The sequence below is a fragment of the Streptomyces sp. PL-25 genome, from assembly GCF_058344915.1.
Window position 1 is genome coordinate 4,924,404 of record NZ_CP136997.1, and the last position, 24,655, is coordinate 4,949,058.

Genomic DNA, 24,655 nt, shown 5'->3' on the forward strand with positions numbered 1-24,655 from the left:
GCGGGCACCGGCCGCCCTTCCGCGCGGGCCTGACCCGGGTCTGCCGGGCCCTGGCCGGTCACACCTCGGCGGCGGCCTCCTCGTCCTCCACCGCGGTGACGAAGCCAGGCAGCCACTCCTCCAGCTCGTCCCGCAGCCGCACGGTGGCGCCCAGCTGGCACAGCACCCCGATCGTGCTGAGCGTGACCCGGTGGATCAGCAGGTAGGACGGGGGCAGGTTGAGCCGCTTGCCCAACTGGTAGGCGGGCGAGCGGATGTCGGCGATACGGGCCGCCTGGCTGCGCATCCAGCCGCGGGTGAAGGTGAACTCCTCCGCCTGGGCCGGCTCGATGATCGGCAGGAGGTAGTCGAGCACGGCGTCCGGATCCAGATCGACCGTCTCCTTGACGAAGCCCTCCGCGCGCAGCATGTCGTAGACGGCTTCGGCCTCGCCGTCCAGGGTCATCCGCAGGGAGGCGCCGATCGGCTCCGGCAGGCCGCCGGGCAGCCGGTCGACGGTGCCGAAGTCCAGCACGCCGAGCCGCCAGTCGTCCTCGCCGTCCGGGCCGCCGGGGAGCAGGCGGAAGTTGCCCGGATGCGGGTCGGCGTGCAGCAGGCCGGTGCGGGCCGGGCCGGAGAACAGGAAACGGGCGAGCAGCTGTCCGGCGCGGTCGCGCTGCTCCTGGGTGCCGTCCGCGATCACCTCGGCCAGCGGGACACCGTCGATCCACTCGGTGACCAGGACCTGCTCGCACTGGTGGATCACCGCCGGGACCAGGACGTCGGGATCCTGCGCGAACTCCTCCGCGTGCGCCTGCTGGGCCTGGGCCTCCAGGCCGTAGTCCAGTTCCTCGGAGACGCGGTCGCGCAGTTCGGTGATCAGGGGCTTGATGTCCATGCCGGGGATCAGCGGTCCCAGCAGCCGGGCGAACCTGCTCAGCTGGCCCAGGTCGGACAGGAGGGCCTCGCCCGCGCCCGGATACTGCACCTTGACCGCCACCTCGCGGCCGTCGTGCCACACCGCCCGGTGCACCTGCCCGATGGACGCCGCAGCGGCCGGCTTGTCCTCGAACTCCTCGAACAGCGCACGCCAGTCCGCGCCGAGCCGCTCCTCCAGCACCGCGTGCACGGTGCGCGTCGGCATCGGCGGGGCGGCTTCCTGGAGCTTGGTCAGCGCCGCCCGGTAGGGACCCGCGACCTCCTCGGGCAGGGCGGACTCGAAGACGGACAGGGCCTGCCCGAACTTCATGGCCCCGCCCTTCAGCTCCCCGAGCACCTTGAACAGCTGATCGGCGGTGCGCTGCTGGAGCTCCCGGCCGACGATCTCGGCGGACTCGCCGACGATCCGTTTGCCGAGTCCCCAGGTCGCCCTCCCGGCGAAACCGAGCGGGAGCGCGGCGAGCTTGGCGGTCCGGGTGACCGCCTTCCGGGGAAGATCAGACATGCGCCCTCCAAGTCCCAGCAGGCCGCGTCGCTTCCGCCTGACGGCGAGGTACGGACGACGGCCGTTGCCCAGCCATTGTCGCGCGTGCGCCGCCCTCCTTTGAGGTGTCTTCCACCACGGATTTGCGCGCCGCCCCGCACGGACAGTCCGGATGCGGCCACACCGGGCGCCCGTGCCAGTTCAGCGCGGGTGCGGACACCTCCCAGCGGGCACCGGTGCTGGAGGGTGTCTCCCCGTCCAGGAAGGCGAGCGCATGGGCCGCCGCCAGCCCGGCCACGGTGGTGGCGAGGGCCAGGTCGCAGGGGCGCACCCGGCGCTGCCGCCCGGACCGCCACTGCGCCACCAGGCGCGGCCAGGTCTCGTCCCGGTCGGTGCGCCCGTGGTGCAGGCACTCGGCGCAGCCGGTCTGTCCGGGCAGGACCAGCGGGCCGACGACTCCCGTGGCCTCCACGACCCCGGCGTACAGATGAGGAGTGCCCGACGCGATCAGCGGAGCCGCCACGGCCGGGTCCGGCGCGTGCACGGCGATGTCGTCGCGCGGGGCGATGACGACCAGCGCGTGCCCGGTCTCGTCCGCCCCGGACGGCGTCCCGGCGGTGCGGCGCTCCGGGCGGGCGGGGGCGGCGCGGCGCACGGCACGTCGGGCGGCGGCGTCCCGGCGCTCACCGACGGCCTCGGCGGGCAGCCCGCCCGGGGCCACGTCCCACGGCTCCACGCATCCTCCGTCCAGCACCTCGACCTCGCCGACCCCCGCGCCGGACAGCAGCGCGGCCAGCACGGCGCCCACCCGGCCGGCGCCGCGTACCCGCACCCGCATACCGCGCCGGGCGGCCAGCCGCTCGATCGCCCCGTCCGGCTCGCGGTTCACCACGGACAGCGCGGCGAGATCGGGAGCCAGCCGGTCCATGACCTCCTTCTTCGCCCGCAGCTCCGCGGCCGCCGCGCCGCCGCCCCGGGCGTCGTCCAGCAGGCCCGCGCGGGACAGCCGCCGCACGAGGAGGTCGACGTGCCCCTCGGGCAGGTCCATGCGGTGGGCCTCCTCCCGCAGCAGCGGCAGCCCCCGGCTGCCGTTGAGCAGTTCGAGGAAGCTGCCCGTCGCCGTGTCGACCGGCCCCAGGGTCAGCGCGTGCGCGGGTGTCATCCCGAACTGCACGGTGTTGAGATCACGCCAGCCGCGCCGCAGCGCGGGTTTCACCATCGGATGCATGAGCGGCCCCCGTAGCCGGATGGACAAGAGCGAACGAGTACGACGAGAAAGCAGCTACGACGAGAAAGCAGCTGAGTCGGTGGAGCCGGTCGGTGCTCCGTCGACGCATGCCAGCATGCCCGGTCCGGCCGGGCGGTGCGGAAAGTTGTCCACAGGCAGGGGGTATTCGTCACATGAATCGGACCGTCGGTGGGGGATCGGCGCGGAACCGTCCCGGACCCGGGACTTCCGCCGTGCGCACCCGGTAACGTCGGGGCGTGTCCGCCGACCCACTGCACCGTGCCGGAGCGCCGCAGCGCAGCAAGACGAGCCCGCCGCCGAGCGGCTCGGCGGCGAGTCCGATCGAGGTCCGCAGGAGCGCCCGCCGCCGCCGGACCGTCTCCGCGTACCGCGAGGGCGACCGCACCGTCGTGCTCATCCCCGCCCGGATGTCCGAGGCGGAGGAGCGGCGCTGGGTGAACGTCATGCTCGACAAGCTGGCCGCCCAGGAGAGCCGCCGCTCGCTCGGCGACACCGAGCTGGCCGAGCGCGCCGAGCGGCTCTCGGCCCAGTACTACGACGGCCGGGCCCGGCCGGTCTCGGTCCGCTGGGTCACCAACCAGAACACCCGCTGGGGCTCGTGCACCCCGGCGGAGGGCAGCATCCGGCTCTCGCACCGCCTCCAGGGGATGCCCGAGTACGTCGTCGACTACGTGCTGCTGCACGAGCTGGCTCATCTGCTGGTGCCGGGCCACGGCCCCGACTTCTGGCGGCTCCTGGACGCCTACCCGCGCACCGAGCGGGCCCGCGGCTACCTGGAGGGGGTCGTCGCGGCGGGCCGCCTGCCGCACCCGCCGGGCGACCGCGACGACTGACCGGCCGCCCCGCCGGGCGCGCGGCACGTGACCCCCTCGGGCGGCGCGGCACCGTGCGCCACGGCCGGGCGGGGATTGTGTACCGGGTCTGTACCGGCTTGGTCGGGTGTCGGAGTTTGCCGTTAGCCTGGCGCGACGCACTCGCACTCGGGATGGGGGACGGTCGTTACGTATGCCCAGGGAATTCCAACGCGGCCACAAGGCCAGGATCAGTGACCTGACCGCGGGCACGGATCTGTACGTGGGCGTACAGATCTCCGGCCCCGGACTGACCTTCGACATCAGCTGCTTCGGCCTCGACGCCGAGGAGAGGCTCTCGGACGACCGGTACTTCGTCTTCTTCAACCAGCCGAAGTCCCCGGAGGAGGCCATCCAGCTGCTGGGCGCGCAGGCCGGCGACACGGAGTCCTTCAGGGTCACGCTCGACCGGATCCCGCCGGGGATCCAGAAGCTGTCCTTCACGGCGACCCTCGACGGCGCCGGGCAGATGTCGCAGGTGGGCCCCGGCTACCTGCGCATCGTCGCGGGCGGCGAGGAGGTGGCCCGGTACTCCTTCACCGGTGCCGAGTTCTCCACCGAGCGGGCCGTGATGCTGGGCGACATCTACCTCAAGGACGTCTGGCGGTTCGCCGCGGTCGGACAGGGATTCGACGGCGGCCTGGAAGCGCTGCTGAAGAACTTCGGCGGCGAGGTGCTGGAGGAGGAGGCACCCGCTCCGGCACCGGCTCCGCAGCAGGCGCAGCCGGGCGCGGTCCCGGGCTTCGCCCCGCCCGCCCGGTCCGCCGCCCCGCCCGCCTTCGGAGCCCCCGGCGCGGCACCGGCACCCGCGATACCCGCACCCGCACCAGCGGCACCCGCACCCGCCGCACCGGTGCCCGCTCCGGCCCCCGTGCCGCAGCCCGCCGCCCAGGGCTTCGCGCCGCCCCCGGGCTCGCCCCCGCCGCCCCCCGGTCCCCCGGCTCCGGCGCCCACTCCCTCGGTGCACGCCGCGCCGACCATCATCGCGCCCATGGCCCCGCCCGGAGGCACTGTCCCGCCGCCGGCCCCGGCCCCCGCGCCCTACGGGCACCCCGGCCAGCCCCCGGCCGCCCATGCGCCGGTCGCGCCGCCCGGCTACGGCCAGCCCCCGATGCCGCCCGGCTACGGGCAGCAGCCGCCCTACGGACAGCAGCCGCCGTTCGGGCAGGCGCCCGGCCAGCCCGCGCCCTACGGCGCGCCGCAGGCCGCCGCGCAGGCTCCGCAGGGCGCCGGGGTGGCCGCCGCGCTCCAGCAGTTCAAGGAGACGCCCACCGGCCAGCGCTGGACCCTCCAGAACGGCAAGCTGATCCGCGCCGACCTCGGCACGGGCGGCCAGCCCGTCCTGGCCCGGCAGGGCAGCATGGTCCTCTACCAGGGCAAGGTCGACTTCAGCTACAAGGGCGCGGGCTTCGCGGGCCGTGTCGTCGGCAACGCCACCGGCCAGGAGATGCAGCTCATGCGCTGCACCGGCCAAGGACAGGTGTTCCTCGCCGAGAACTCCGCCCATCTGCACCCGGTCGAACTCCAGGGCGACGCGATCTGCGTCTCCGCGGAGAACGTCCTCGCCTTCGACGAGAGCCTCCAGTACGAGGTCCGCCGCATCGAAGGGCACGGCATCCCCGGCGGCGCCCTGTTCACCATGCAGTTCCAGGGCACCGGCACGGTGGTCGTCAAGACGCACGGTACGCCGGTCGTCCTGCCGGTCACCCCCACGACGTTCGTCGACTCCAATGCCGTCGTCGCCTGGTCCGCCGCCGCGCAGGTGATCGTCTCCAGCCAGGTGCGCATGCGCCGCAACGCCTACCCGGGCCACACCGGGGAGGGCGTCAACCTCCAGTTCCGGGCCGCGCCCGGCAACTTCGTCGTCGTCCAGCCCTACGAGGTCTGAGGGAGCCCGTCATGAACCAGCCGCTCGCGGGCTACGCCCCCGCACCCGTCACCGCCCGCATGGAGAACCACGGCAGCCACATGCTGAAGGTCGCCATGCAGACCGGCAACGACCTCTTCGCGCGCGTGGGCTCGATGGTCGCCTACGAGGGCTTCGTGCAGTACGAGCCCAACCCGCCGGCCGTGCGCCAGATCGCCCGTGACTGGATCACCGGCGAGGGCGCGCCCCTGATGAAGTGCACCGGCGACGGTCTGCTCTACCTCGCCGACTACGGCGCCGACGTCGTCGTCATCAACCTGGGCGGTGACGCGATCTCCGTCAACGCCACCAACCTGCTCGCCTTCGACGCGCACCTCCAGTGGGGCGTCGAGCGGGTCAAGGGGCTGGCGAAGTTCGCCGGACAGGGCCTGTGGAACACCAAGATCTCCGGGCAGGGCTGGGTCGCGCTGACCTCCCGGGGCAAGCCGATCGTCGTCGACTGCGGCGGCGGGGAGAACGAGACCTACGTCGACCCGGACGCCCTGGTCGCCTGGTCGCCGAACCTCAAGGTGAAGGGCAAGCGCAGCTTCAAGGCGCAGTCCCTGATCGGACGGGGCAGCGGCGAGGCGTACCAGATGGCGTTCTCCGGGCAGGGCATCGTCGTCGTGCAGCCCAGCGAGGACAGCACCGACCGCCTCCGGGTCCGGGGCTGAGGGGGAGAGAAGGACAATGCAGAGCCCGCTTTTCGCCTTCAACGACGTCCAGACCCAGGACCGCTGGGGCCTCCAGAACAAGCAGATGCTGCGCGTCGTCATGGAGGGCCACGACGACATCCTCGCCCGCAAGGGCACGATGGTCGCCTACCAGGGCATGGTCGAGTTCGACGCCGAGTACCAGAGCGGCAACCAGGGGCACGCGCGTGCCTACACGGGCGAGGGCCTCGACCTGATGCGCTGCCACGGGCAGGGCACCGTCTACCTCGCCAACCTCGGCCAGTACGTGCACATCATGGACATCGAGCAGGACGGCCTCACCGTCGACAGCAGCTATGTCCTGGCGATGGACTCCTCGCTGCACCACGAGGTGATCGCCGTCGACAGCATGTACGGCATCTCCGGCTCCGGGAAGTACCAGCTGAACATCACCGGACACGGCAAGGTGGCCCTGATGACCTCCGGGGCGCCGCTGATGATGCAGGTGACGCCCGACAAGTACGTCAACTGCGACGCCGACGCGATCGTCGCCTGGTCCACCGGGCTGCGCGTGCAGATGCAGGCCCAGACGCACTCCTCGGGGGTGTGGCGGCGCCGCGGCAACACCGGCGAGGGCTGGGAGCTGAGCTTCATGGGCAGCGGCTACGCGCTCGTCCAGCCCAGTGAGCTGCTGCCGCCGCAGAACGCGGCGATCGGGCAGGGCCTCGCCGCGCAGTTCGGCATGGGGCAGCAGGGCGCCCGGGGACAGAACCAGGGCAACGCCTGGAGCTGAGCCGCGGCCCGAGCCTCGGACGGAAAGGAGCAGAGGTAAGGGGCGACCGCCCAAGCGGTCGCCCCTTACCTCCGTCTCTGCCTCAGAGCCGGTCGCGCGTGGCCTCCAGCAGCCGGACGACCGAGTCGTCCGCGACGCCGCCCACCTCCTCGTAGGCGAACCAGCGCAGATCCAGCGATTCGTCGCTGATCGCCTCGACGGCCCCGGGCGGGGCGATCGCGGCGTACTGGACGTCGAGGTGCCAGGCGCAGGGAGTGAGGTGCCGGTCCAGCCGGACCGGGCCGCCGGGCAGCAGGGAGAGCCCCGGGATGCCCGACTCCTCGGTCCCCTCCCGCAGAGCCGCCTGTGCCAGGGTGGCGTCCTCCGGCTCGCAGTGGCCGCCCATCTGGAGCCACATGCGCAGCTTCTTGTGCAGGGTCAGCAGCACCCGGCCGTGCTCCGGGTCGACCACCAGCGCGCTCGCCGTGATGTGCCCGTCCCCGCACGCCTTCCACAGGCCGTCCGGGTGAGCGGCCAGATGGTCCAGATAGACCTGGCGCAGCTCCGTCTGGTCCTCGTAGCCCTTCAGCACGAGGACCGTGTCGTCGAAGAGGCTCACTCGGTGCCGTTGTCCTTGCCGTCGTCGGCGCCGTCCTCGGGGGCCCCGCCCTCGCCCGGGTCCTTCTTGTGCAGGTCGGGCTTGCCGCTCGCCGCCTCGCCGAGCATCTTGTCCAGCTCGGAGAAGTCCAGCTGCTCGCGGTGCACGAAGCCGTCCGGGTCGTCCAGGTCGGCGGCGGTCGGGAGCATGTCCGGGTGGGCCCACAGGGCGTCCCGGCCCTCGACCCCCCGCGCGTCCGTGAGCGAGGCCCACAGGCGGGAGGCGTCGCGCAGGCGGCGCGGACGCAGTTCGAGACCGATCAGCGTGGCGAACGTCTGTTCGGCGGGGCCGCCCGAGGCGCGGCGGCGGCGCAGCGTCTCGCGCAGCGCGTCCGCGGACGACAGCCGGGGCTTGGCGGCGGCGTGCACCACCGCGTCCACCCAGCCCTCCACGAGCGCCAGAGCGGTCTCCAGACGCGCCAGGGCGGCCTTCTGCTCCGGCGTGTCCTCCGGCTGGAACATGCCCTGCTGGAGGGCGTCCTGCAACTGCTCCGGGTTCTGCGGGTCGAACTGGCCGACCACGTCCTCCAGCTTGGCGGTGTCGACCTTGATCCCGCGCGCGTACCCGTCGACCGCGCCGAACAGGTGCGAGCGCAGCCACGGCACGTGCGCGAACAGGCGCTGGTGGGCGGCCTCGCGCAGCGCCAGGTACAGGCGCACCTCCTCCTGGGGCACGCCGAGGTCCTTGCCGAACTTCTCGACGTTCACCGGGAGCAGCGCGGCCTTGCCGGCCGGGGCGAGCGGCAGACCGATGTCGGTCGAGCCGACGACCTCGCCGGCCAGCACGCCCACCGCCTGCCCGATCTGCGTACCGAACATGGCGCCGCCCATGGAGCGCATCATGCCGATCAGCGGGCCGGCCATGGCCTGCATCTCCTCGGGCAGCACATCGCCCATGGCGTTGCCGACGCGCTCGGCGACCGGGTCGACCAGCTCCTGCCACGCCGGGAGGGTCGCCTCGACCCACTCCGCGCGGGACCAGGCAACCGTGGCGGCGGCGCCGGAGGGCAGGGAGGTGGCGTCGTCCAGCCACAGGTCGGCCAGGCGGACGGCCTCCTGGACGGCGGTGCGCTCGGCGGGGCCGACGCTGGCGTCCTTGGTGCCGTCCGAGGTGCCCTGGGCGACCGTCTGGCGGGCGATCTGCTTGGCCATGTCCCAGTTCACCGGGCCGCCCTCGTAGGAGAGCATCTGGCCGAGCTGCTGGAAGGCGGCGCCCAGGTCGGTGGGGTTCAGCGACCCGAACATCGCCGCGAGCGGATTGTCGGCGCCGGGCCCGCCAAAGCCTCCGGCTCCGGGCAGCCCGAAACCGAACGGGTTGGCCGGTCCCTGCCCACCACCGCTCTCCTGGTCCTTCTTCTTGCCCTCGTCGCCGTCGTCCGGCTCCTCCGGCGGAAGGCCGAATCCGAATGGGGTGTCACTCACGGGGTTCCTCGGCTGGTAAGGCCACCGGTTCTCTCCGGCGGCGCGGCTGCCCGACAACACCACCCAGCCTAGACACCGCGAGCGGTTCGGGCCTCGGTGCTTCGCCGACAGAACGCCTGCGGCAGGATGGATGCCACCTGGTACGTACGCGTCATTCGCGCCCGTATGGAAGACAACCGCTGGAGACGCCCGGTGAGTTCCCCAGATCCACAGGTTCGCGCAGCGCGAAACCATGAAAACACGCCCGCCGCGCGCGGGCCCGTCGTCGCGGTCACCGGAGCCGCGAGCGGTGTCGGCGCCCTGCTCACCGAGCGGCTGGCCGCCTCCGCCGAGGTCCGGCAGGTCATCGCCATCGACGAACGGCGCGGGGAGTGCGCGCAGGCGCAGTGGCACGTCCTGGACGTGCGCGACCCCGCCATCGCGGAGCGGCTGCGCGGCGCCGACGTCGTGGTGCACCTGGCGCTCGACCTCGATCTGGAGAGCGACCCCGCCGCCCGCAGCGCCTACAACGTCCGGGGCACGCAGACGGTGCTGACGGCCGCGGCGGCGGCCGGGGTGCACCGGGTGGTGCTGTGCACCTCCGCGATGGTCTACGGGGCGCTGCCGGAGAACGAGCTGCCGCTGTCCGAGGACGCCGAGCTGCGGGCGACCGCCGAGGCCACCGGTGTCGGTGACCTGCTGGAGATCGAGCGGCTGGCCCGGCGCGCTCCCCGCGCGCACCCCGGCCTCAATGTGACCGTGATGCGCCCCGCCGTCCTGGTCGGCGGCACCGACACCGCGCTGACCAGGTACTTCGAGTCGCCGCGGCTGCTGGTGGTGGCCGGGTCCCGGCCGGCCTGGCAGTTCTGCCATGTCGAGGACCTGTGCGGCGCGCTGGAGTACGCCGTGCTGGAGAAGGCCGACGGCGAGCTGGCCGTCGGCTGCGACGGCTGGCTGGAGCAGGAGGAGGTCGAGGAGCTGAGCGGGATCCGGCGCATGGAGCTGCCGTCGGCGGTCGCGCTGGGCGCGGCGGCCCGGCTGCACCGGATCGGGCTCACCCCGTCCCCGGCCGGGGACCTGGCGTACACGATGTACCCCTGGGTGGTGAGCGGCAGCCGGCTGCACGACGCCGGATGGCGGCCCAAGTGGACCAACGAGGAGGTCCTCGCCGAGCTGCTGGAGGAGGTCGCCGGGCGGCACACGGTGGCCGGGCGGCGGCTCGGGCGCAAGGACGCGACGGCGGCCGGGGCCGCGGGCGCGACGGTCGCGTTGCTGGGCGCCGCGGCGGTGGTGCGGCGGGCGCGCAAGGCCCGCCGCCGCATCTGAGCGACCCGCGCCCGGCCGGGCGGGCCGTCGGCCGGTCGTAGGAGGCTCCAACCCCCACGCGCGCGTGCCGGGCGATCACGCTATTCCGCGTCCTCGCGCGCGTGCGGCACGATGGAGGACATGGCACCCACCACCGATCACCCCGGCGAGCACACCGCCGACGATCCCATCAAGCTCATCGGCGTCCGGGACACCGCGCTCTCCCTGGACGAGGTCTTCCGGGCGCTGGGCGACGCCGCGGCCGGGGGCACGGCGCTGTTCGTGGGGACCGTGCGCAACCACGACGGGGGCGCCGACGTCGACGGGCTGGGGTACTCCTGCCACCCCAGCGCCGAGGAGGAGATCCGGCGCGTCGCCGAGAAGGTGGTGGCCGAGTACCCGGTGCGGGCCCTGGCCGCCGTGCACCGGGTGGGGGATCTGGGGATCGGGGACCTCGCCGTGGTCGTCGGCGTGTCGTGCCCGCACCGCGCCGAGGCGTTCGCCGCCTGCCGGAAGCTGATCGACGACCTCAAGCACGAGGTGCCGATCTGGAAGCACCAGCGGTTCTCCGACGGCACCGAGGAATGGGTCGGCGCCTGCTGAACCCAGAGCGCCGCCCCGAAGAGCCGTACCCCGGCTCCGGTGTCGCTCCCGCGCCCGGCCCCGGTTGCGTAACCGGCCCCCTGGCCCGAGCGTTGTCAGTGCGGATGGTTAATCTGCTGATCAGTCGGTCGGGGTCGGTCGATCGGGGTAGGGAGGTCGGCGTGGGAGCACTCGCCTGGTTGCTGATACCGGTGGTGGCGGGGATAGTCGCCGGGCTGTGGGGGAGCTGGGCGAACCGGACCCGCAGAATCCGCAGCGACGGGCCCGAACTGGACGGCTACGCCCGGTTCCGCGAGGCCATGGAGCGGTCCACCTCCGGCACCTGACCGGATCCCCGCGGCGGCCCTGACGGTGCGCCGACAGGCCGGTCCCGTACTGTCGACTCATGCCACGCCGCACCGCGACGATGCTCGCCTCCACCCTGATGCTGATCGCGCTCCTGTGCGCGGGAGTCTTCCTCCGGGTGCCGTACTCGGAGATGTCACCGGGACCGACGGTCAACACCCTCAGCGACCACGACGGCGAGCCGGTGCTGCAGATCGACGGGCACAAGACGTACCCGACCGACGGCCACCTCAACATGACGACCGTGCGGGTCACCAGCCCGGACTACCGGATGAACCTCGTGGAGGCCGTCTACGGCTGGCTCGCCCACGACAACAGGATCGTCCCGCACGACACGCTCTACCCGGACGGCAAGACGGAGGAGCAGTCGACCCAGGAGAACGCCGAGGAGTTCAGCCAGTCCCAGGAGAGCGCCAAGGTCGCCGCCCTGAAGGAGCTCGGCATCCCGGTGCAGAGCTGGGTGATCGTGTCCACCGTGGTCAAGGACAGCCCGGCGCAGGGCAGGCTGCACGCCGGTGACGTCATCAAGGCGGTGGACGGCACCCCCGTCAAGCAGCCCTCCGACGTGGCGGGGCTGGTTACCAAGCACAAGCCGGGCGAGAAGACCGTCTTCACCATCGTGCCCGCCAAGGACCAGGCCGCCGCCGAGAAGGCGCACAAGGCGGCGACGGTCACCAAGGACGTGACGATCACGACCGCGCGGTCCCACGACGGGGGCGCCCAGCGCGCCGTCGTCGGCATCTCGCCGGGGACCGACCACACCTTCCCGTTCACGATCGACATCAAGCTCGCGGACGTCGGCGGACCCAGCGCGGGTCTGATGTTCGCCCTCGGCATCTACGACAAGCTCACCCCGGGCAGCCTCACCGGCGGGAAGTTCGTGGCCGGGACCGGGACGATCGACGACGACGGCAAGGTGGGCCCGATCGGCGGCATCGAGCTGAAGACCATCGGCGCGCGCGACAAGGGCGCCCAGTACTTCCTGACGCCCGCCGACAACTGCGCGGCGGCGGCCGCGGACACCCCCTCCGGGCTGACCCTCGTCAAGGTCGGCACCATCCGCGACGCCCTCGCCGCGCTCAAGGACATCCGCTCCGGGAAGACCGCCGGTCTGCCGACCTGCTCGGCCAAGGGCTGAGCGGACCGCCCCCGCGCCTCAAGGGCCGCTCCCTCCGGAGCGGCCCCTCGGGCACTCACTCCTCGAACGTGGCCGCCAGCGCCTCCGCCAGCCCGGGGACCAGCTCCGAGCCGGTGAGGACGTCCGTGGCGGAGTCCTTCTCCCGCAGGCGCAGCGCCGACTCGCGCGCGCCGTCGCGCAGCACCGCGACCGTCATACGGACCTCCTGGCGCTCGGGGTGGGCGGCCACCCACCGGGCGAGCTTGGCATCGTCGAGGCCCTGCGGGACCTGCGCCTCGGCGGACGGCGGCAGCATCAGGCGCTCCACGGTGAGCGCGCAGCCGGCCACCGCGCCCGGCCAGGCGATGGTGGCGAGGAACTCGTCGAGCGGCCGGTCAGCGGGGACCTCGTCCTGCTCGATCGGGGTGAGACCGGAGGTCTCCTGCTCGTCCTGGAGACCGAGCTGCGCGGCGAGGGCGGGTTCCTCGGACCGCAGCCGCGCGGTGTCGACGAGGGCGAAGAGGCGAGCGGGCTGGTCCCAGCCGAGCCCGGAGGCGTACTCGTCGATCTCGAGGACGGCCCGGGTGAGGGGGTTCGCTGCCATGGGAGTGTTGGACATGGTCACAATCCTGCCTCGTTCCCGGCCGGAATCGGGAACCGAATAAACGGTGAGTAAGTTGCATAGGTGGGCGCCCGTGACCGCGGGCGCTCCGTACGGTCCGCGGACACGGGGGCCAGACGCAACGACAGCGAACCACCAGCGAACTTCGAGGTGCGCACCTTGGCTTTCCAGATGCCGGACCGCGGCGGAGGCCCGTCCGGGCCGCGGATCAGAGTCGGCCGCCCGTCCCGGCGAGCCCGGACCCTGCTGATCGTCCTGGGCGTCCTTGCCGCTCTCGGCATCGCGTTCACGATGTTCGCGGGCTTCTGGACGGACTGGCTGTGGTACCGGTCGGTGCACTATTCGTCCGTGTTCACCACCACGCTGTGGACCAAGATCGGGCTGTTCCTGGTGTTCGGCCTGCTGATGGCGGCGGCCGTCGGGTTCAACGTCTGGCTGGCGCACCGGCTGCGGCCCCCGCTGAGCGCCATGTCGATGGAGCAGCAGAACCTCGACCGCTACCGGATGGGCATCGCGCCGTACAAGAAGTGGCTGCTGTGCGGGATCACCGCCGTGGTCGGGCTGATCGCGGGGGCCTCCGCCGCGGGCCAGTGGCGCACCTGGCTGCTGTGGGTCAACGGCGTGCCGTTCCACCGGACGGACCCGCAGTTCCACCTCGACATCTCCTTCTACACGTTCGACCTGCCCTGGTACCGCTTCCTGCTGGGCTTCGGCTTCGCCGCCGCGATCCTGTCCCTGATCGCCGCGGTGCTGACCCACTACCTGTACGGCGGGCTGCGGATCACCAGCCCCGGCGCGCGGGCCACGGCCGCGGCCACCGGGCACCTGTCCGTGCTGCTCGGCGTGTTCGTCGCGCTGAAGGCGGTCGCGTACTGGCTCGACCGGTACGGGCTGGCGGTCAAGTCCAGCGACTTCAAGGCCACCGACAACTGGACGGGCCTGCGCTACGTCGACGCCAACGCCTATCTGCCGGCCAAGACGATCCTGTTCTGCATCGCGGTGATCTGCGCGCTGCTGTTCTTCGCCACGCTGTGGCGGCGCACCTGGCAGCTCCCCGTGATCGGCTTCGGTCTGATGGTGCTCTCGGCCGTCCTCATCGGCGGCCTGTACCCGGCGATCGTGCAGAAGTTCCAGGTCCAGCCCAACGAGCAGGCCAAGGAGGCGCCGTACGTCGCCAAGAACATCAAGGCGACGCGTGAGGCGTACGGCATCGACCACACCGACGTCTCGGACTACGACGGCACGAGCAGCACCGAGGACAAGTCGACGCTGCGCGGCCAGGTGGACAAGACGGCGAGCGTGCGCATCCTCGACCCGAACATCGTCTCGCCCACGTTCCAGCAGATCCAGCAGATCCGCGGTTTCTACGCGTTCCCGAACAATCTGGACGTCGACCGGTATCCCACCAAGGACGGCAAGGTCCAGGACACGGTCGTCGGTCTGCGCGAGCTGAACTTCGACAGCATCAAGAAGAACTGGATCAACAGCCACTTCCGGTACACCCACGGCTACGGCCTCGTCGCCGCCAAGGGCACCGAGGCCAGCAACGGCGAGCCGGTCTTCACCGAGAAGAACCTGCCCGCCACCGGCGACCTCGGCACGTACGAGCAGCGCGTCTACTACGGCGAGAAGACCACCACGTACTCGATCGTCGGCGGTCCCCAGAAGGAGATCGACTACTCCAACAACGACGGCGAGACGACCACCAGCTACCAGGGCAAGAGCGGTGTCAGCCTGTCCAGCCCGGTCAACCGGGCCGCGTACGCGCTGGCGTTCGGCGAGCCGCAGATCCTGTACTCCGGCGCCATCGGGGACGGTTCGCGGATCCTGTACAACCGCACGCCCAAGGAGCGCGTCGAGGCGGTGGCGCCCTGGCTGACCATCGACGGCGACGCGTATCCGGCGGTGGTGAACGGCGAGATCCAGTGGATCGTCGACGCGTACACGACGACCAACGGCTATCCGTACGCCTCGCGCACGACGCTGGGCGACACCACGGCCGACTCGCTGACGTACAACAACAACCAGCGCGCGGTGGTGGCCCAGCAGAACCAGGTCAACTACATCCGCAACTCGGTGAAGGCGACCGTCGACGCCTACACCGGCGAGGTGAAGCTGTACCAGTGGGACACCGAGGACCCGGTCCTGAAGACCTGGATGAAGGCGTTCCCGGGGACGGTGCAGCCGAAGGCGGCCATCTCGCCGGAGCTGATGGACCACCTCCGCTATCCGCAGGACCTGTTCAAGGTGCAGCGCGAACTGCTCACCCGGTACCACGTCCAGGACGCGCAGACCTTCCTCAGCAGCAGCGAGGTGTGGCAGGTGCCCGACGATCCGACCAACAAGTCGGGCAACGCGGTGCCGCCGTACTACCTGACGATGAAGATGCCCGGCCAGGACTCCCAGGCGTTCTCACTCACCACGACGTTCACGCCGAGCGGCCGGGACAACCTGAGCGCGTTCATGGCGGTCGACTCGCAGGCGGGCACGCCCGACTACGGCAAGATCAGAATCCTGAAGCCGAAGAGCACGACGGTCGGCGGCCCCAAACAGGTGCAGAGCCAGTTCAACTCCAACTCCTCGCAGAACATCGCCGAGTTCGTGAAACTCATCAGAGGCGGTGACTCGGAGATCGAGTACGGCAATCTGCTGACCATCCCGCTCGACGGCGGATTCCTCTACGTCGAACCGGTCTATGTGCGCGGCGGTCAGCTCAAGTACCCGCTGATGCGCAAGGTCCTGGTGACCTACGGCGGGGCCACCGCGTTCGAGGACACCCTCGACCAGGCGCTGGACAAGGTCTTCGGGACCAGCGGGGCCGCGAACCCGCCGGACAAGGGCAGCGGCACCAAACCGCCGGCCGCGGGCAACCCGACGGTCCAGAAGGCCCTGGAGGCGGCCCAGAAGGCGTTCGACGAGGGCCAGACGGCGCTGAACAAGAAGCCGACCGACTGGGAGGCCTACGGCAAGGCGCAGAAGGACCTCCAGAAGGCGCTCCAGCAGGCCGAGGACGCGCAGGAGGCGGCCCGCAAGCAGGGCAACGGCAAGAACGGGAGCTGAATTTCCCGAACGAGTCGAAGGCCCGGATCCCTCGACGGATCCGGGCCTTCGCGCTGCGCGGACTCAAGACGCGTGTCCCACGACCGCCGTGCCGCCGTGGGGAGTTGGGCGATCTGTGTTTGACTTGTCTCTCTGTGGGCATGTCGACAAAACGCTGAAGTGACCTCACTGGCTGCGGTATACCAGGTGTACCCGGGTTGCGGGTGGTGCGACGATGGACGTTATGGGGGACAAGGTAACTCTGTTCGAGACAGGGCGATTTGTGCAGACTTCCGACCCCGGGCCGACCCAGGGGCCCGAGGAGTCCGGCAGCGCGGACCGGTACCGGACCGGTACCCGCGTCCCCGGTGCGGAGGTGACGGGCACGGACGGGACCGAGGACGGGACCAGGGACCGGACGGCAGCGCGGGAGACCGCGGCGGACGAGACCGGGGCCGCCGCCGAGGAGGTCGCCGAGCTGGCACGCCGCCGGCTCGCCGCCGAGTCCGGCGACACCGAGGCGATGAGCGTCCTCGGCGCCATGCTGCTGCGCCGGGGCGACCTGGACGGCGCCGAACCCCATCTGCGGGCCGCCACCGCGGCCGGTGACCGGGCCGCGGCCAACAACCTGGGCGTCCTCCTCCAGCAGCGCGGCTACCCCGAGGAGGCGGCCGGCTGGTGGCGCATCGCCGCCGTCGCCGGTTCCGCCCCGGCCGCGCACGCGCTCGGCCGCCACCACCGCGAGCGCGGCGACGAGCCCGCCGCCGAGTACTGGCTGCGCCAGTCCGCCGAACAGGGCCATGTCCTGGGCGCCTACGCCCTCGCCGACCTGCTGGAGCACCGCGCCGACGCGGACGCCGAGCGCTGGATGCGGGTGGCCGCCGAACGCGGGCACCGGGAGGCGGCGTACCGCCTGGCCAGGGCGGTGGACCGGCGGTCCGCGCCGGACCCGGCGGCGGACGGCGCCGCCCCCTCCGCGGAGGCCGAGCAGTGGTACCGGCAGGCCGCGGCCCGCGGCCACCGCCGCGCCGCACTGCACCTCGGGGCGATCCTGGAGAAGCGGGGCGAGCTGAGGGAGGCCGGCCGCTGGTACCTGACGTCCGCCAAGGACGGCGAGGCGCGCGCCGCCTGCGCCCTCGGGTTCCTGCTGCGCGACGCCGGGGACACCGAGAGCGCGGCCGTGTGGTGGCTGCGGGCCGCGCAGGACGGCGACGGCAACGCGGCCAACGCGCTGGGCGCGCTGCACGCCGAGCGCGGCGAGACGCAGACCGCCGAGCGCTGGTACCGCGCGGCGATGAACGCCGGGGACGTCAACGGCGCCTACAACCTCGCCCTGCTCTGCGCCGAGCAGGGCCGCACCCCGCAGGCCGAGCAGTGGTACCGCAGCGCGGCCTACGCGGGCCACCGCGAGGCCGCGAACGCGCTGGCGGTCCTGCTGCTCCAGGGCGGGGACACGGCCGGCGCCGAGCCGTGGTTCTCCAAGGCGGCCGAGGCCGGCAGCGTGGACGCCGCCTTCAACCTGGGCATCCTCTACGCCGGGCGCGGCCTGGAACGGGACGCCCTGCGCTGGTACGAGCAGGCGGCGGCGGCCGGGCACAGCGAGGCGGCCCTCCAGGTGGGCATGGCCCGGCTGCGCGCGGGCGACGAGCGGGCGGCCGAGCGGCATCTGCGCTGCGCGGCCGGCGGCGGCAGCGCGGAGGGCGCCTACCGGCTGGCGAGCGTGCTCGACGCGCGCCGCCCCCCGCCGCCCGCGCACGAACTGGGGGAACCGGCGGTCCACGAGAAGACCGAGTGCGAGGAGTGGTACGAGCGGGCGGCCTCCCAGGGGCACCGCCGGGCTCAGGTGCGGGTGGGCATGCTGGCCGCGGCGCGCGGCGATGTCGTCGAGGCGGCGCGCTGGTACCGCGAGGCCGCGGAGGCCGGGTCCCGCAACGGCGCGTTCAACCTCGGTCTGCTGCTGGCCCGCGAGGGCAGCGAGCCCGAGGCGGTCGTGTGGTGGACGCGGGCGGCGGAGGCCGGGCACGGGCGCGCGGCGCTGCGGCTGGCGCTGGTCTGCGCGCGGCGCGGCGAGCTGGCCGAGGGCCAGCGGTGGGCCGACCGGGCGGTGGCGCTGGGGCCGCGCGAGGTCGCCCAGCGGGCGGCGCGGCTGCGGGACGCGCTGCGCGAGGAGCTGTCGGCGTGACGCTCGGCGAGGTACCGCCGGCCCGCGCGGCCGGCTCGCACCGGCCGGCTCGCACCGCCGGCCCGCGCGGCCGGACGCGCGCCGGACGGCCCCGCGGGGCGGCGGAGGACCGCGAGGTCGCGCGGCTTCGCGGGGCGGGTGGGGCCGCGGGGAAGCGATTTGCTTCTTCTCCCCCCGGTCACGTAGTGTTCTATTCATCGACGCGGGGTGGAGCAGCTCGGTAGCTCGCTGGGCTCATAACCCAGAGGTCGCAGGTTCAAATCCTGTCCCCGCTACTGAAGGTCGAGGGCCGGAATCCGATCAGGGTTCCGGCCCTCGGTGCGTTCCGGTGCGTTCCGGTGCGGTGAGGCGTCCCGGTGGGACGGCTTCCGGGCGGAACGGCTTCCGGGCGGGTACGGCGAAGGCCCCGGCACCTCTCGGGTGCCGGGGCCTTCGCCGTGTTCCGTGTGCGGGGCGCGTCAGGCCGACGCGCAGTTCGGGCAGAGCCCGCGGTACGTCACCTCGACGTCGGAGACCGTGAAGCCGAAGCGCTCCGAGTCCGGGAGGTCGGCCAGCGGGTTGCCGCTCGGGTGGACGTCGCGGATCGCGCCGCAGCCGGCGCAGACCAGGTGGTGGTGCGGCTGGTGCGCGTTGGGGTCGTACCGCTTGGCGCGCTTGTCGGTGCTGACCTCCAGCACCTCGCCCAGCGTGACCAGCTCGCCCAGCGTGTTGTAGACGGTCGCCCGGGAGATCTCGGGGAGCCTCGTCACGGCTCGGGCGTGCACCTCGTCGGCCGTCAGATGGACGTGCTCGCCGTCCAGGACCTCGGCCACGACGCGCCGCTGCGCGGTCATGCGCCACCCGCGTCCCCGCAGCCGTTCCAGAAGGTCACTCATACACACCAGCCTAACAGCAGCGAGAACAGATCCCGAACAAGTGTGACTTTGGAGTTCTACTTGACTTAGACTTTGTCCATTGTAGGATCGGGACTGGCTTCGGCCAAGCGACAGGTACGACAGAAATTGCCGCAGGAGGCGACGTGACCCAGGGGCCGCTCACCACGGAGGCCGGTGCTCCGGTAGCCGACAACCAGAACAGCGAGACCGCGGGCGTCGGCGGCCCGGTTCTCGTCCAGGACCAGCTCCTGCTGGAGAAGCTGGCGCACTTCAACCGCGAGCGCATCCCGGAGCGCGTGGTGCACGCGCGGGGCGCGGGCGCCTACGGCACGTTCACGGTCACCGCCGATGTCACCGCGTACACCCGTGCCGCGTTCCTCTCCGAGGTCGGCAAGGAGACGGAGACCTTCCTCCGCTTCTCCACGGTGGCGGGCAACCTGGGCGCGGCGGACGCGGTGCGCGACCCGCGCGGTTTCGCGCTGAAGTTCTACACCGAGGAGGGCAACTACGACCTCGTCGGCAACAACACCCCGGTGTTCTTCATCAAGGACGCCATCAAGTTCCCCGACTTCATCCACACCCAGAAGCGCGACCCGTACACGGGCAGCCAGGAGCCGGACAACGTCTGGGACTTCTGGAGCCTGTCCCCGGAGAGCACGCACCAGGTGACCTGGCTCTTCGGCGACCGCGGCATCCCGGCCTCCTACCGCCACATGGACGGCTTCGGCTCGCACACCTACCAGTGGAACAACGAGGCCGGCGAGTCCTTCTGGGTCAAGTACCACTTCAAGACGGACCAGGGCATCAAGTGCCTGACCGCCGAGGAGGCCGACGTCCTGGCGGGCAAGGACCCCGACTCGCACCAGCGCGACCTGCGCGAGGCGATCGAGCGCGGCGAGTTCCCGTCCTGGACGGTGTACGTGCAGATCATGCCGGTGGCCGAGGCGGCGGGGTACCGCTTCAACCCGTTCGACCTGACCAAGGTGTGGCCGCACGCGGACTACCCGCTGATCGAGTTCGGCAAGCTGGAGCTGAACCGCAACCCGGAGAACGTCTTCGCCGAGGTCGAGCAGTCGATCTTCACCCCGGCCAACTTCGTGCCCGGCATCGGCCCGTCCCCGGACAAGATGCTCCAGGGCCGGCTGTTCGCGTACGGCGACGCCCACCGCTACCGTGTCGGCATCAACGCCGGGCACCTGCCGGTGAACCGCCCGCACGCGACCGAGGCCCGCTCCCACGCCCGTGACGGCTTCCTGTACGACGGCCGGCACAAGGGCGCGAAGAACTACGAGCCGAACAGCTTCGGCGGCCCGTTCCAGACGGACCGGCCGCTGTGGCAGCCCGTCGCGGTCACCGGGGCCACCGGCGACCACGCGGCCCCGGCACACGCCGAGGACAACGACTTCGTCCAGGCGGGCGACCTCTACCGGCTGATGACGGACGAGGAGAAGGACCGGCTGATCGGCAACCTCGCCGGTGCGATCTCCCAGGTCTCGCGCGAGGACATCGTCGAGCGCGCGGTCGACAACTTCCGTCGGGCCGACGGGGACTTCGGCAAGCGGCTGGAGGCCGCCGTGCGAGCACTGCGCGGCTGACTCCGGCACTGGACCGTTTGCCGGACGGGCGGGCCGGGTTCCTTCGGGGACCCGGCCCGTCGCCGTACGTCCGCGATCGTCGCCGTACGTCCGCGATCGTCGCCGTACGTCCGCGATCGTCGCCGTACGTCCGTCGCCGTACGTCCGCGTCCGTGGCGCGGGCTCAGACGGGCACCCGGGCCGGGTGCCGCCGCACCGGCGCCCAGCAGCGGATGATGTCGCGGACCGAGACCACACCGGCCGGCTCGCCGCCGTCCAGGACGATGAGATGGCGGAAGCCGCCGCCTGCCATGGCCCGCGCCGCCTCCTCCAGGGTCCAGGCGGGGGCCGCGAAGACCACGTCGGTGGTGGTGTGGGCGTGGGCGTGCTCGGAGTCCGGGTTCTGGCCCAGGCCGACGGAGTTGAGGATGTCGCGTTCGGTGAGGATGCCGATGCCGCCGGCGTCGGGGTCGTGCACGACGGCGGCGCCGACACCGCGGGCGGACATCAGGACGGCGGCCTCGCGCAGGGTGTGGGCGGGACCGATGGTGAGGACCACCGTGCTCATGGCGTCACGGACGAGCAGGGGAGGGACGGGCATGGGGCGGAGCCACCTCCTCAAGGAATCCACGCGCAGCACGCTCCTGTACGGGAGGCGCGGAGTGCGCGCACCCGTGCGGGAGCGGCCCGCGTGAGGGTGGGATTCACTTGTTCACAAGTGAGGGGGCTCCCAGAGTCGCAGGCCGGACGGGGTGCAACAAGAGGGCGTGCGCGGCCGGGCGGGGGCGCGCACGGGCGTCCGCCGCGATCCGGCCGCGCCGGTCGTGATTCAGCCGCGCCGGTTGAGATACCCCAGCATCTCGTCGTGCAGCAGGCCGTTGGAGGCCGCCGCGTTGCCGCTGTGCGGTCCCGGGCGGCCGTCGAGGCCGGTGAAGGTGCCGCCGGCCTCGGTGACGACGATCGCGTTCGCGGCCATGTCCCACAGCGACAGCTCGGGCTCGGCGCAGATGTCCACCGCGCCCTCGGCGACCAGCATGTACGGCCAGAAGTCGCCGTACGCGCGCGTGCGCCACACCTCGCGGGTCAGGTCGAGGAAGCCGTCCAGCCGCCCCTGCTCCTCCCAGCCGCCGAGCGAGGAGTACGCGAAGGAGGCGTCCGGCAGTGAGGAGACCCGGGAGACCTGGAGGCGGGAGGCCTGCGACAGGCTGCGCCCGGTGAACGCGCCGTGTCCCTTCGCCGCCCACCAGCGGCGGCCCAGCGCGGGCGCGGAGACGAGGCCGACGACCGGCTGGTAGCCGCCCTCGCCCGCCTCGGTCAGGGCGATCAGCGTGGCCCAGACGGGAACACCGCGCACATAGTTCTTGGTGCCGTCGATCGGGTCGACGACCCAGCGCCGGGGGCCCGTGCCCTCGACGCCGTACTCCTCGCCGAGGACCGCGTCGCGCGGCCGGGCGCGCTGGAGCTGACCGCGGATCAGCTCCTCGGCGGCCTTGTCCGCTTCGCTGACCGGGGTCATGTCGGGCTTCGTCTCGACCTTGAGGTCGAGGGCCTTGAAGCGGTCCATCGTGGCGGCGTCCGCCGCGTCCGCGAGAACGTGGGCCAGGCGCAGATCGTCGAGATAGTCGGGCATGCGGGGAACGGTATCCGGCCGAGGTGACGCAATGCCACAGGGGAAGCTGAACGCGGGGTGTCCGCCGGATGCCGTCGGGGAGTCTTGACAGTGCCCTCTTCCGCGCCAAACCTGTGGTCCCAGAGCCGTCGTACGGGACCCGCACGCGTCCCCGGGAGGCGATGATGCCGGCAGCGCGGGAATCCTTGCTGGACGCCGCGCGTACGGCGCTGGCCCGGCGGCCGTGGTCCGCGGTGCGGATGGTGGACGTGGCCGCCGCGGCGGGCGTGTCGCGGCAGACGCTCTACAACGAGTTCGGCGGCAAGGACGGTCTGGCGCGGGCCCTGGTCAGGAGCGAGGCGGACGGCTATCTCGCCGGGGTGGAACGCGCCTTGGCGGGCGCCGGTGATCCGGTACGGCGCCTGACGGCCGTGGCCGAGTGGACCGCGTCGGCCGCCCACGGCAACGCGGTGGTGCGGGCCATGCTGACCGGGTGCTGGGACGAACGGCTGCCCGTGCCGAGGCTGTCGGCGGCCGCACCCTTCGGTGCCGGCCCGGCCCGGCGCGGGGCGCTGCCCTCGCCCGCCGATCTGCTCACGACCGTCCGCGACCGGGCCGTGGCCGCGCTGTCCGACCCGCAGGGCCGGGACGGGCCGGGACGAGCGGATGTGCCGGGCGGAGCGGATGTGCCGTGCGCGCCGGGCGTGTCGCGCACCCCCGCGGCGCCGGAGCCGCCTGAGCCGTCAAGTCCACCGGACTCACCAACCCCACCTGGCTCACGGACCCCACCTGACTCTCCGACCCCACCTGGCTCACCGGCCCTGTCGGCCCCGCGGGCCGCCGCGGACGGTGCCGAACTCGCGGACGTCTGCGAACTGGTGTTCAGGCTGGCGCTGTCCTGCGTGGCCGCGCCGCCGGAAGAGGCCGGCGTCGCCGCGCTGGTGAGCGGAGTGCTGCGCCGCCACCCCCTGTGATGCAGCCCCCTGTGGTGCCGCCCCCTGTGGTGCCGCCCCCTGTGGTGCCGCCCCCGCGACCGCGCGGCGGCTCAGTGCGAGGAGCCGGAGAGCTGGAGTCCGATCACGCCGAAGATGACCAGGCTGATCGAGACGATCTTCAGCGTCGACACCAGGTCGCCGAGGAAGATCATCCCGTAGATCGCGGTGCCCGCCGCGCCGATGCCGGTCCACACCGCGTAGGCGGGCCCCACGTCCAGCTTGCGCAGCGACAGGGTGAGCAGACCGAAGCTGCCGAGGGCGAAGCAGGCGAAGGCGATGGTGGGCCACAGCCGGGTGAAGCCGTGCGAGAGTTTCAGACAGACGGCGAAGCCGGTCTCGAGCAGTCCCGCGACGATGACCAGCAGCCACGCCATGTGCTGTCCTCCCGTGTGTGCGCGTTCCGTGGCCGCTCCGGCTCGGTGCGATTATGCACTTACCTGCCCGCGGGGCTGCCAAACAACGCGGGCGCCCCGGCCCGGTTCAGTCGCCCTCGGTCCGCTCCCGGGTGGCCAGCAGCCGGCGCAGCGAGTACAGCCGGGCCGGATCGGCGTGGCCGTCCGCCACCCAGGCGTCCAGCGCGCAGTCCGGCTCGTCGTGGCTGCACGCGCGCGGGCAGCCCTCGGTGCCCGGCTCCAGGTCGGGGAAGGCGAGGATGACCCGGGACGGGTCGATGTGGGCGAGCCCGAAGGACCGTACGCCCGGGGTGTCGACGACCCAGCCCGTGTCGCCCGCCAGCGGCAGCGCCAGCGCCGAGGTGGTGGTGTGCCGGCCCCGGCCGGTCACCGCGTTCACATGCCCCGTGGTGCGCCGGCGCTCCTCGGGGACCAGGGCGTTGACGAGCGTGGTCTTGCCGACGCCGGAGTGCCCGACGAACGCCGTGACCCGGCCGCCCAGATGCGCGCGCACCCGGTCCGCCGCGCCGCCGCTCTCCAGCTCCTCCCGGCTGGTGACGACATGGGGGATGTCCAGCGCCCCGTACAGCTCCAGGAGCTTGTCCGGCGGCGCCAGGTCCGACTTGGTCATCACCAGCAGCGGGGTCAGACCCGCGTCGTACGCCGCCACCAGGCAGCGGTCGATCAGCCGCGGGCGCGGCTCGGGGTCGGCCAGCGCGGTGACGATGGCCAGTTGGTCGGCGTTGGCGACGACCACGCGCTCGTAGGGGTCGTCGTCGTCGGCCGTGCGGCGCAGGACGGAGGAGCGCTCCTCGATGCGGACGATGCGCGCGAGGGTGTCCTTCTGGCCGGTCAGATCACCGACCAGGGCCACCTGGTCGCCCACGACCGCGGCCTTGCGGCCCAGCTCGCGGGCCTTCATCGCGACGACCGTGCGCCCGTCGACCAGGCAGGTCAGCCGCCCCCGGTCGACGGTGAGCACCATGCCCTCGGCGGCGTCCTCGTGCTTGGGGCGGATGTGGGTGCGCGGCCGGTTGCCCTTGCGGTTGGGCCGGGAGCGGATGTCGTCCTCGTCGGTGTGCTTGCCGTAGCGGCGCATGACGTGT

22 protein-coding genes and 1 tRNA gene are annotated in these 24,655 nt (G+C 72.4%); 13 read left to right on the forward strand and 10 right to left on the reverse strand.

Annotated features, from left to right (window positions below):
* Positions 1–58 precede the first annotated feature (58 nt).
* Complete coding sequence (locus R4Z62_RS22335) at positions 59–1,423, reverse strand: ABC1 kinase family protein (protein ID WP_064535171.1); 1,365 nt, start codon at positions 1,421–1,423, stop codon at positions 59–61.
* Positions 1,416–2,630 carry a TOMM precursor leader peptide-binding protein gene (locus tag R4Z62_RS22340; RefSeq protein WP_491520713.1) on the reverse strand — a complete coding sequence of 405 codons (1,215 nt, stop codon included), beginning with the start codon at positions 2,628–2,630 and terminating at the stop codon, positions 1,416–1,418. The genes R4Z62_RS22335 and R4Z62_RS22340 overlap by 8 nt, the downstream gene beginning before the upstream one ends.
* Before the next feature lie 257 nt (positions 2,631–2,887).
* On the opposite strand from R4Z62_RS22340, the gene R4Z62_RS22345 reads away from it, so the two are divergent.
* The 4 genes from R4Z62_RS22345 (at position 2,888) to R4Z62_RS22360 (ending at position 6,854) form a co-directional block, all read left to right on the forward strand.
* Positions 2,888–3,484: a M48 metallopeptidase family protein gene (locus tag R4Z62_RS22345; protein ID WP_355476914.1), complete on the forward strand. Its 597-nt coding sequence runs from the start codon at positions 2,888–2,890 to the stop codon at positions 3,482–3,484.
* Between the two features lie 172 nt (positions 3,485–3,656).
* Complete coding sequence (locus R4Z62_RS22350) at positions 3,657–5,390, forward strand: TerD family protein (RefSeq protein ID WP_491520714.1); 1,734 nt, start codon at positions 3,657–3,659, stop codon at positions 5,388–5,390.
* A gap of 11 nt (positions 5,391–5,401) precedes the next feature.
* On the forward strand, positions 5,402–6,082 hold the full coding sequence (locus R4Z62_RS22355; RefSeq protein WP_018571309.1) for an AIM24 family protein: 681 nt from the start codon (positions 5,402–5,404) through the stop codon (positions 6,080–6,082).
* A 16-nt stretch (positions 6,083–6,098) separates the two neighbouring features.
* The gene (locus R4Z62_RS22360) at positions 6,099–6,854 is read left to right on the forward strand and encodes an AIM24 family protein (RefSeq protein ID WP_355476910.1); all 756 of its coding nucleotides are present in this window, start codon (positions 6,099–6,101) and stop codon (positions 6,852–6,854) included.
* An 82-nt stretch (positions 6,855–6,936) separates the two neighbouring features.
* Here the strand turns inward: R4Z62_RS22360 and R4Z62_RS22365 are convergent, their stop codons facing one another.
* Together R4Z62_RS22365 and R4Z62_RS22370 are read right to left on the reverse strand one after the other, a co-directional pair.
* On the reverse strand, positions 6,937–7,452 hold the full coding sequence (locus R4Z62_RS22365) for an NUDIX hydrolase (protein WP_064535179.1): 516 nt from the start codon (positions 7,450–7,452) through the stop codon (positions 6,937–6,939).
* The gene (locus R4Z62_RS22370; RefSeq protein WP_064535181.1) at positions 7,449–8,912 is read right to left on the reverse strand and encodes a zinc-dependent metalloprotease; all 1,464 of its coding nucleotides are present in this window, start codon (positions 8,910–8,912) and stop codon (positions 7,449–7,451) included. Before R4Z62_RS22370 ends, R4Z62_RS22365 begins: the two co-directional genes overlap by 4 nt.
* Before the next feature lie 192 nt (positions 8,913–9,104).
* On the opposite strand from R4Z62_RS22370, the gene R4Z62_RS22375 reads away from it, so the two are divergent.
* The 4 genes from R4Z62_RS22375 (at position 9,105) to R4Z62_RS22390 (ending at position 12,282) form a co-directional block, all read left to right on the forward strand.
* Positions 9,105–10,217, forward strand: coding sequence for an SDR family oxidoreductase (locus tag R4Z62_RS22375; RefSeq protein WP_355476904.1), 1,113 nt, complete (start codon positions 9,105–9,107; stop codon positions 10,215–10,217).
* 120 nt (positions 10,218–10,337) lie between these two features.
* Entirely contained in the window at positions 10,338–10,799 is a 462-nt protein-coding gene (locus tag R4Z62_RS22380; protein ID WP_018571314.1) for a molybdenum cofactor biosynthesis protein MoaE, read from the forward strand.
* Positions 10,800–10,960: 161 nt separating this feature from the next.
* Positions 10,961–11,125 (forward strand): hypothetical protein, encoded by a 165-nt coding sequence (locus R4Z62_RS22385; protein ID WP_018571315.1) that lies wholly within the window; start codon positions 10,961–10,963, stop codon positions 11,123–11,125.
* Positions 11,126–11,184: 59 nt separating this feature from the next.
* The gene (locus R4Z62_RS22390; protein WP_064535185.1) at positions 11,185–12,282 is read left to right on the forward strand and encodes a YlbL family protein; all 1,098 of its coding nucleotides are present in this window, start codon (positions 11,185–11,187) and stop codon (positions 12,280–12,282) included.
* Positions 12,283–12,337: 55 nt separating this feature from the next.
* Here the strand turns inward: R4Z62_RS22390 and R4Z62_RS22395 are convergent, their stop codons facing one another.
* Positions 12,338–12,880: a PPA1309 family protein gene (locus R4Z62_RS22395; protein ID WP_064535187.1), complete on the reverse strand. Its 543-nt coding sequence runs from the start codon at positions 12,878–12,880 to the stop codon at positions 12,338–12,340.
* 153 nt (positions 12,881–13,033) lie between these two features.
* Between R4Z62_RS22395 and R4Z62_RS22400 the strand changes: the two genes are divergently transcribed.
* The 3 genes from R4Z62_RS22400 to R4Z62_RS22410 all read left to right on the forward strand — a co-directional run bounded on the left by R4Z62_RS22400 (position 13,034) and on the right by R4Z62_RS22410 (position 18,379).
* Complete coding sequence (locus R4Z62_RS22400) at positions 13,034–15,943, forward strand: UPF0182 family membrane protein (RefSeq protein WP_491521911.1); 2,910 nt, start codon at positions 13,034–13,036, stop codon at positions 15,941–15,943.
* Positions 15,944–16,157: 214 nt separating this feature from the next.
* Entirely contained in the window at positions 16,158–18,104 is a 1,947-nt protein-coding gene (locus tag R4Z62_RS22405) for a tetratricopeptide repeat protein (RefSeq protein WP_382851768.1), read from the forward strand.
* Positions 18,105–18,305: 201 nt separating this feature from the next.
* Positions 18,306–18,379, forward strand: a tRNA-Met gene (locus R4Z62_RS22410).
* 183 nt (positions 18,380–18,562) lie between these two features.
* Here the strand turns inward: R4Z62_RS22410 and R4Z62_RS22415 are convergent.
* Positions 18,563–18,979, reverse strand: coding sequence for a Fur family transcriptional regulator (locus tag R4Z62_RS22415; protein WP_064535191.1), 417 nt, complete (start codon positions 18,977–18,979; stop codon positions 18,563–18,565).
* 143 nt (positions 18,980–19,122) lie between these two features.
* Here R4Z62_RS22415 and R4Z62_RS22420 point away from each other — a divergent pair, with 143 nt between their 5' ends.
* Entirely contained in the window at positions 19,123–20,574 is a 1,452-nt protein-coding gene (locus R4Z62_RS22420) for a catalase (RefSeq protein ID WP_491520715.1), read from the forward strand.
* A gap of 163 nt (positions 20,575–20,737) precedes the next feature.
* Here R4Z62_RS22420 and R4Z62_RS22425 read toward each other — a convergent pair whose 3' ends face one another.
* Both R4Z62_RS22425 and hisN read right to left on the reverse strand, forming a co-directional pair.
* Positions 20,738–21,139, reverse strand: coding sequence for a CBS domain-containing protein (locus R4Z62_RS22425; RefSeq protein ID WP_064537624.1), 402 nt, complete (start codon positions 21,137–21,139; stop codon positions 20,738–20,740).
* A gap of 243 nt (positions 21,140–21,382) precedes the next feature.
* Positions 21,383–22,183 (reverse strand): histidinol-phosphatase, encoded by an 801-nt coding sequence (gene hisN, locus R4Z62_RS22430; RefSeq protein WP_385495904.1) that lies wholly within the window; start codon positions 22,181–22,183, stop codon positions 21,383–21,385.
* A 185-nt stretch (positions 22,184–22,368) separates the two neighbouring features.
* On the opposite strand from hisN, the gene R4Z62_RS22435 reads away from it, so the two are divergent.
* Entirely contained in the window at positions 22,369–23,136 is a 768-nt protein-coding gene (locus tag R4Z62_RS22435) for a TetR/AcrR family transcriptional regulator (RefSeq protein WP_491520716.1), read from the forward strand.
* 71 nt (positions 23,137–23,207) lie between these two features.
* Here R4Z62_RS22435 and R4Z62_RS22440 read toward each other — a convergent pair whose 3' ends face one another.
* The gene (locus R4Z62_RS22440) at positions 23,208–23,531 is read right to left on the reverse strand and encodes a DMT family transporter (protein ID WP_018571325.1); all 324 of its coding nucleotides are present in this window, start codon (positions 23,529–23,531) and stop codon (positions 23,208–23,210) included.
* Positions 23,532–23,637: 106 nt separating this feature from the next.
* Entirely contained in the window at positions 23,638–24,648 is a 1,011-nt protein-coding gene (gene rsgA, locus R4Z62_RS22445; RefSeq protein ID WP_064535193.1) for a ribosome small subunit-dependent GTPase A, read from the reverse strand.
* Positions 24,649–24,655: the final 7 nt, after the last annotated feature.

Excerpts from the sequence above, each read along its gene's own strand:
- R4Z62_RS22360 (WP_355476910.1), top strand. The coding sequence starts at position 6,099 with ATGCAGAGCCCGCTTTTCGCCTTCAACGACGTCCAGACCCAGGACCGC.
- R4Z62_RS22355 (WP_018571309.1), top strand. The coding sequence starts at position 5,402 with ATGAACCAGCCGCTCGCGGGCTACGCCCCCGCACCCGTCACCGCCCGC.
- hisN (WP_385495904.1), bottom strand. The coding sequence starts at position 22,183 with ATGCCCGACTATCTCGACGATCTGCGCCTGGCCCACGTTCTCGCGGAC.
- R4Z62_RS22395 (WP_064535187.1), bottom strand. The coding sequence starts at position 12,880 with ATGTCCAACACTCCCATGGCAGCGAACCCCCTCACCCGGGCCGTCCTC.
- R4Z62_RS22340 (WP_491520713.1), bottom strand. The coding sequence starts at position 2,630 with ATGCATCCGATGGTGAAACCCGCGCTGCGGCGCGGCTGGCGTGATCTC.
- rsgA (WP_064535193.1), bottom strand. The coding sequence starts at position 24,648 with ATGCGCCGCTACGGCAAGCACACCGACGAGGACGACATCCGCTCCCGG.
- R4Z62_RS22415 (WP_064535191.1), bottom strand. The coding sequence starts at position 18,979 with ATGAGTGACCTTCTGGAACGGCTGCGGGGACGCGGGTGGCGCATGACC.
- R4Z62_RS22440 (WP_018571325.1), bottom strand. The coding sequence starts at position 23,531 with ATGGCGTGGCTGCTGGTCATCGTCGCGGGACTGCTCGAGACCGGCTTC.
- R4Z62_RS22405 (WP_382851768.1), top strand. The coding sequence starts at position 16,158 with ATGGACGTTATGGGGGACAAGGTAACTCTGTTCGAGACAGGGCGATTT.
- R4Z62_RS22380 (WP_018571314.1), top strand. The coding sequence starts at position 10,338 with ATGGCACCCACCACCGATCACCCCGGCGAGCACACCGCCGACGATCCC.
- R4Z62_RS22335 (WP_064535171.1), bottom strand. The coding sequence starts at position 1,423 with ATGTCTGATCTTCCCCGGAAGGCGGTCACCCGGACCGCCAAGCTCGCC.
- R4Z62_RS22390 (WP_064535185.1), top strand. The coding sequence starts at position 11,185 with ATGCCACGCCGCACCGCGACGATGCTCGCCTCCACCCTGATGCTGATC.
- R4Z62_RS22350 (WP_491520714.1), top strand. The coding sequence starts at position 3,657 with ATGCCCAGGGAATTCCAACGCGGCCACAAGGCCAGGATCAGTGACCTG.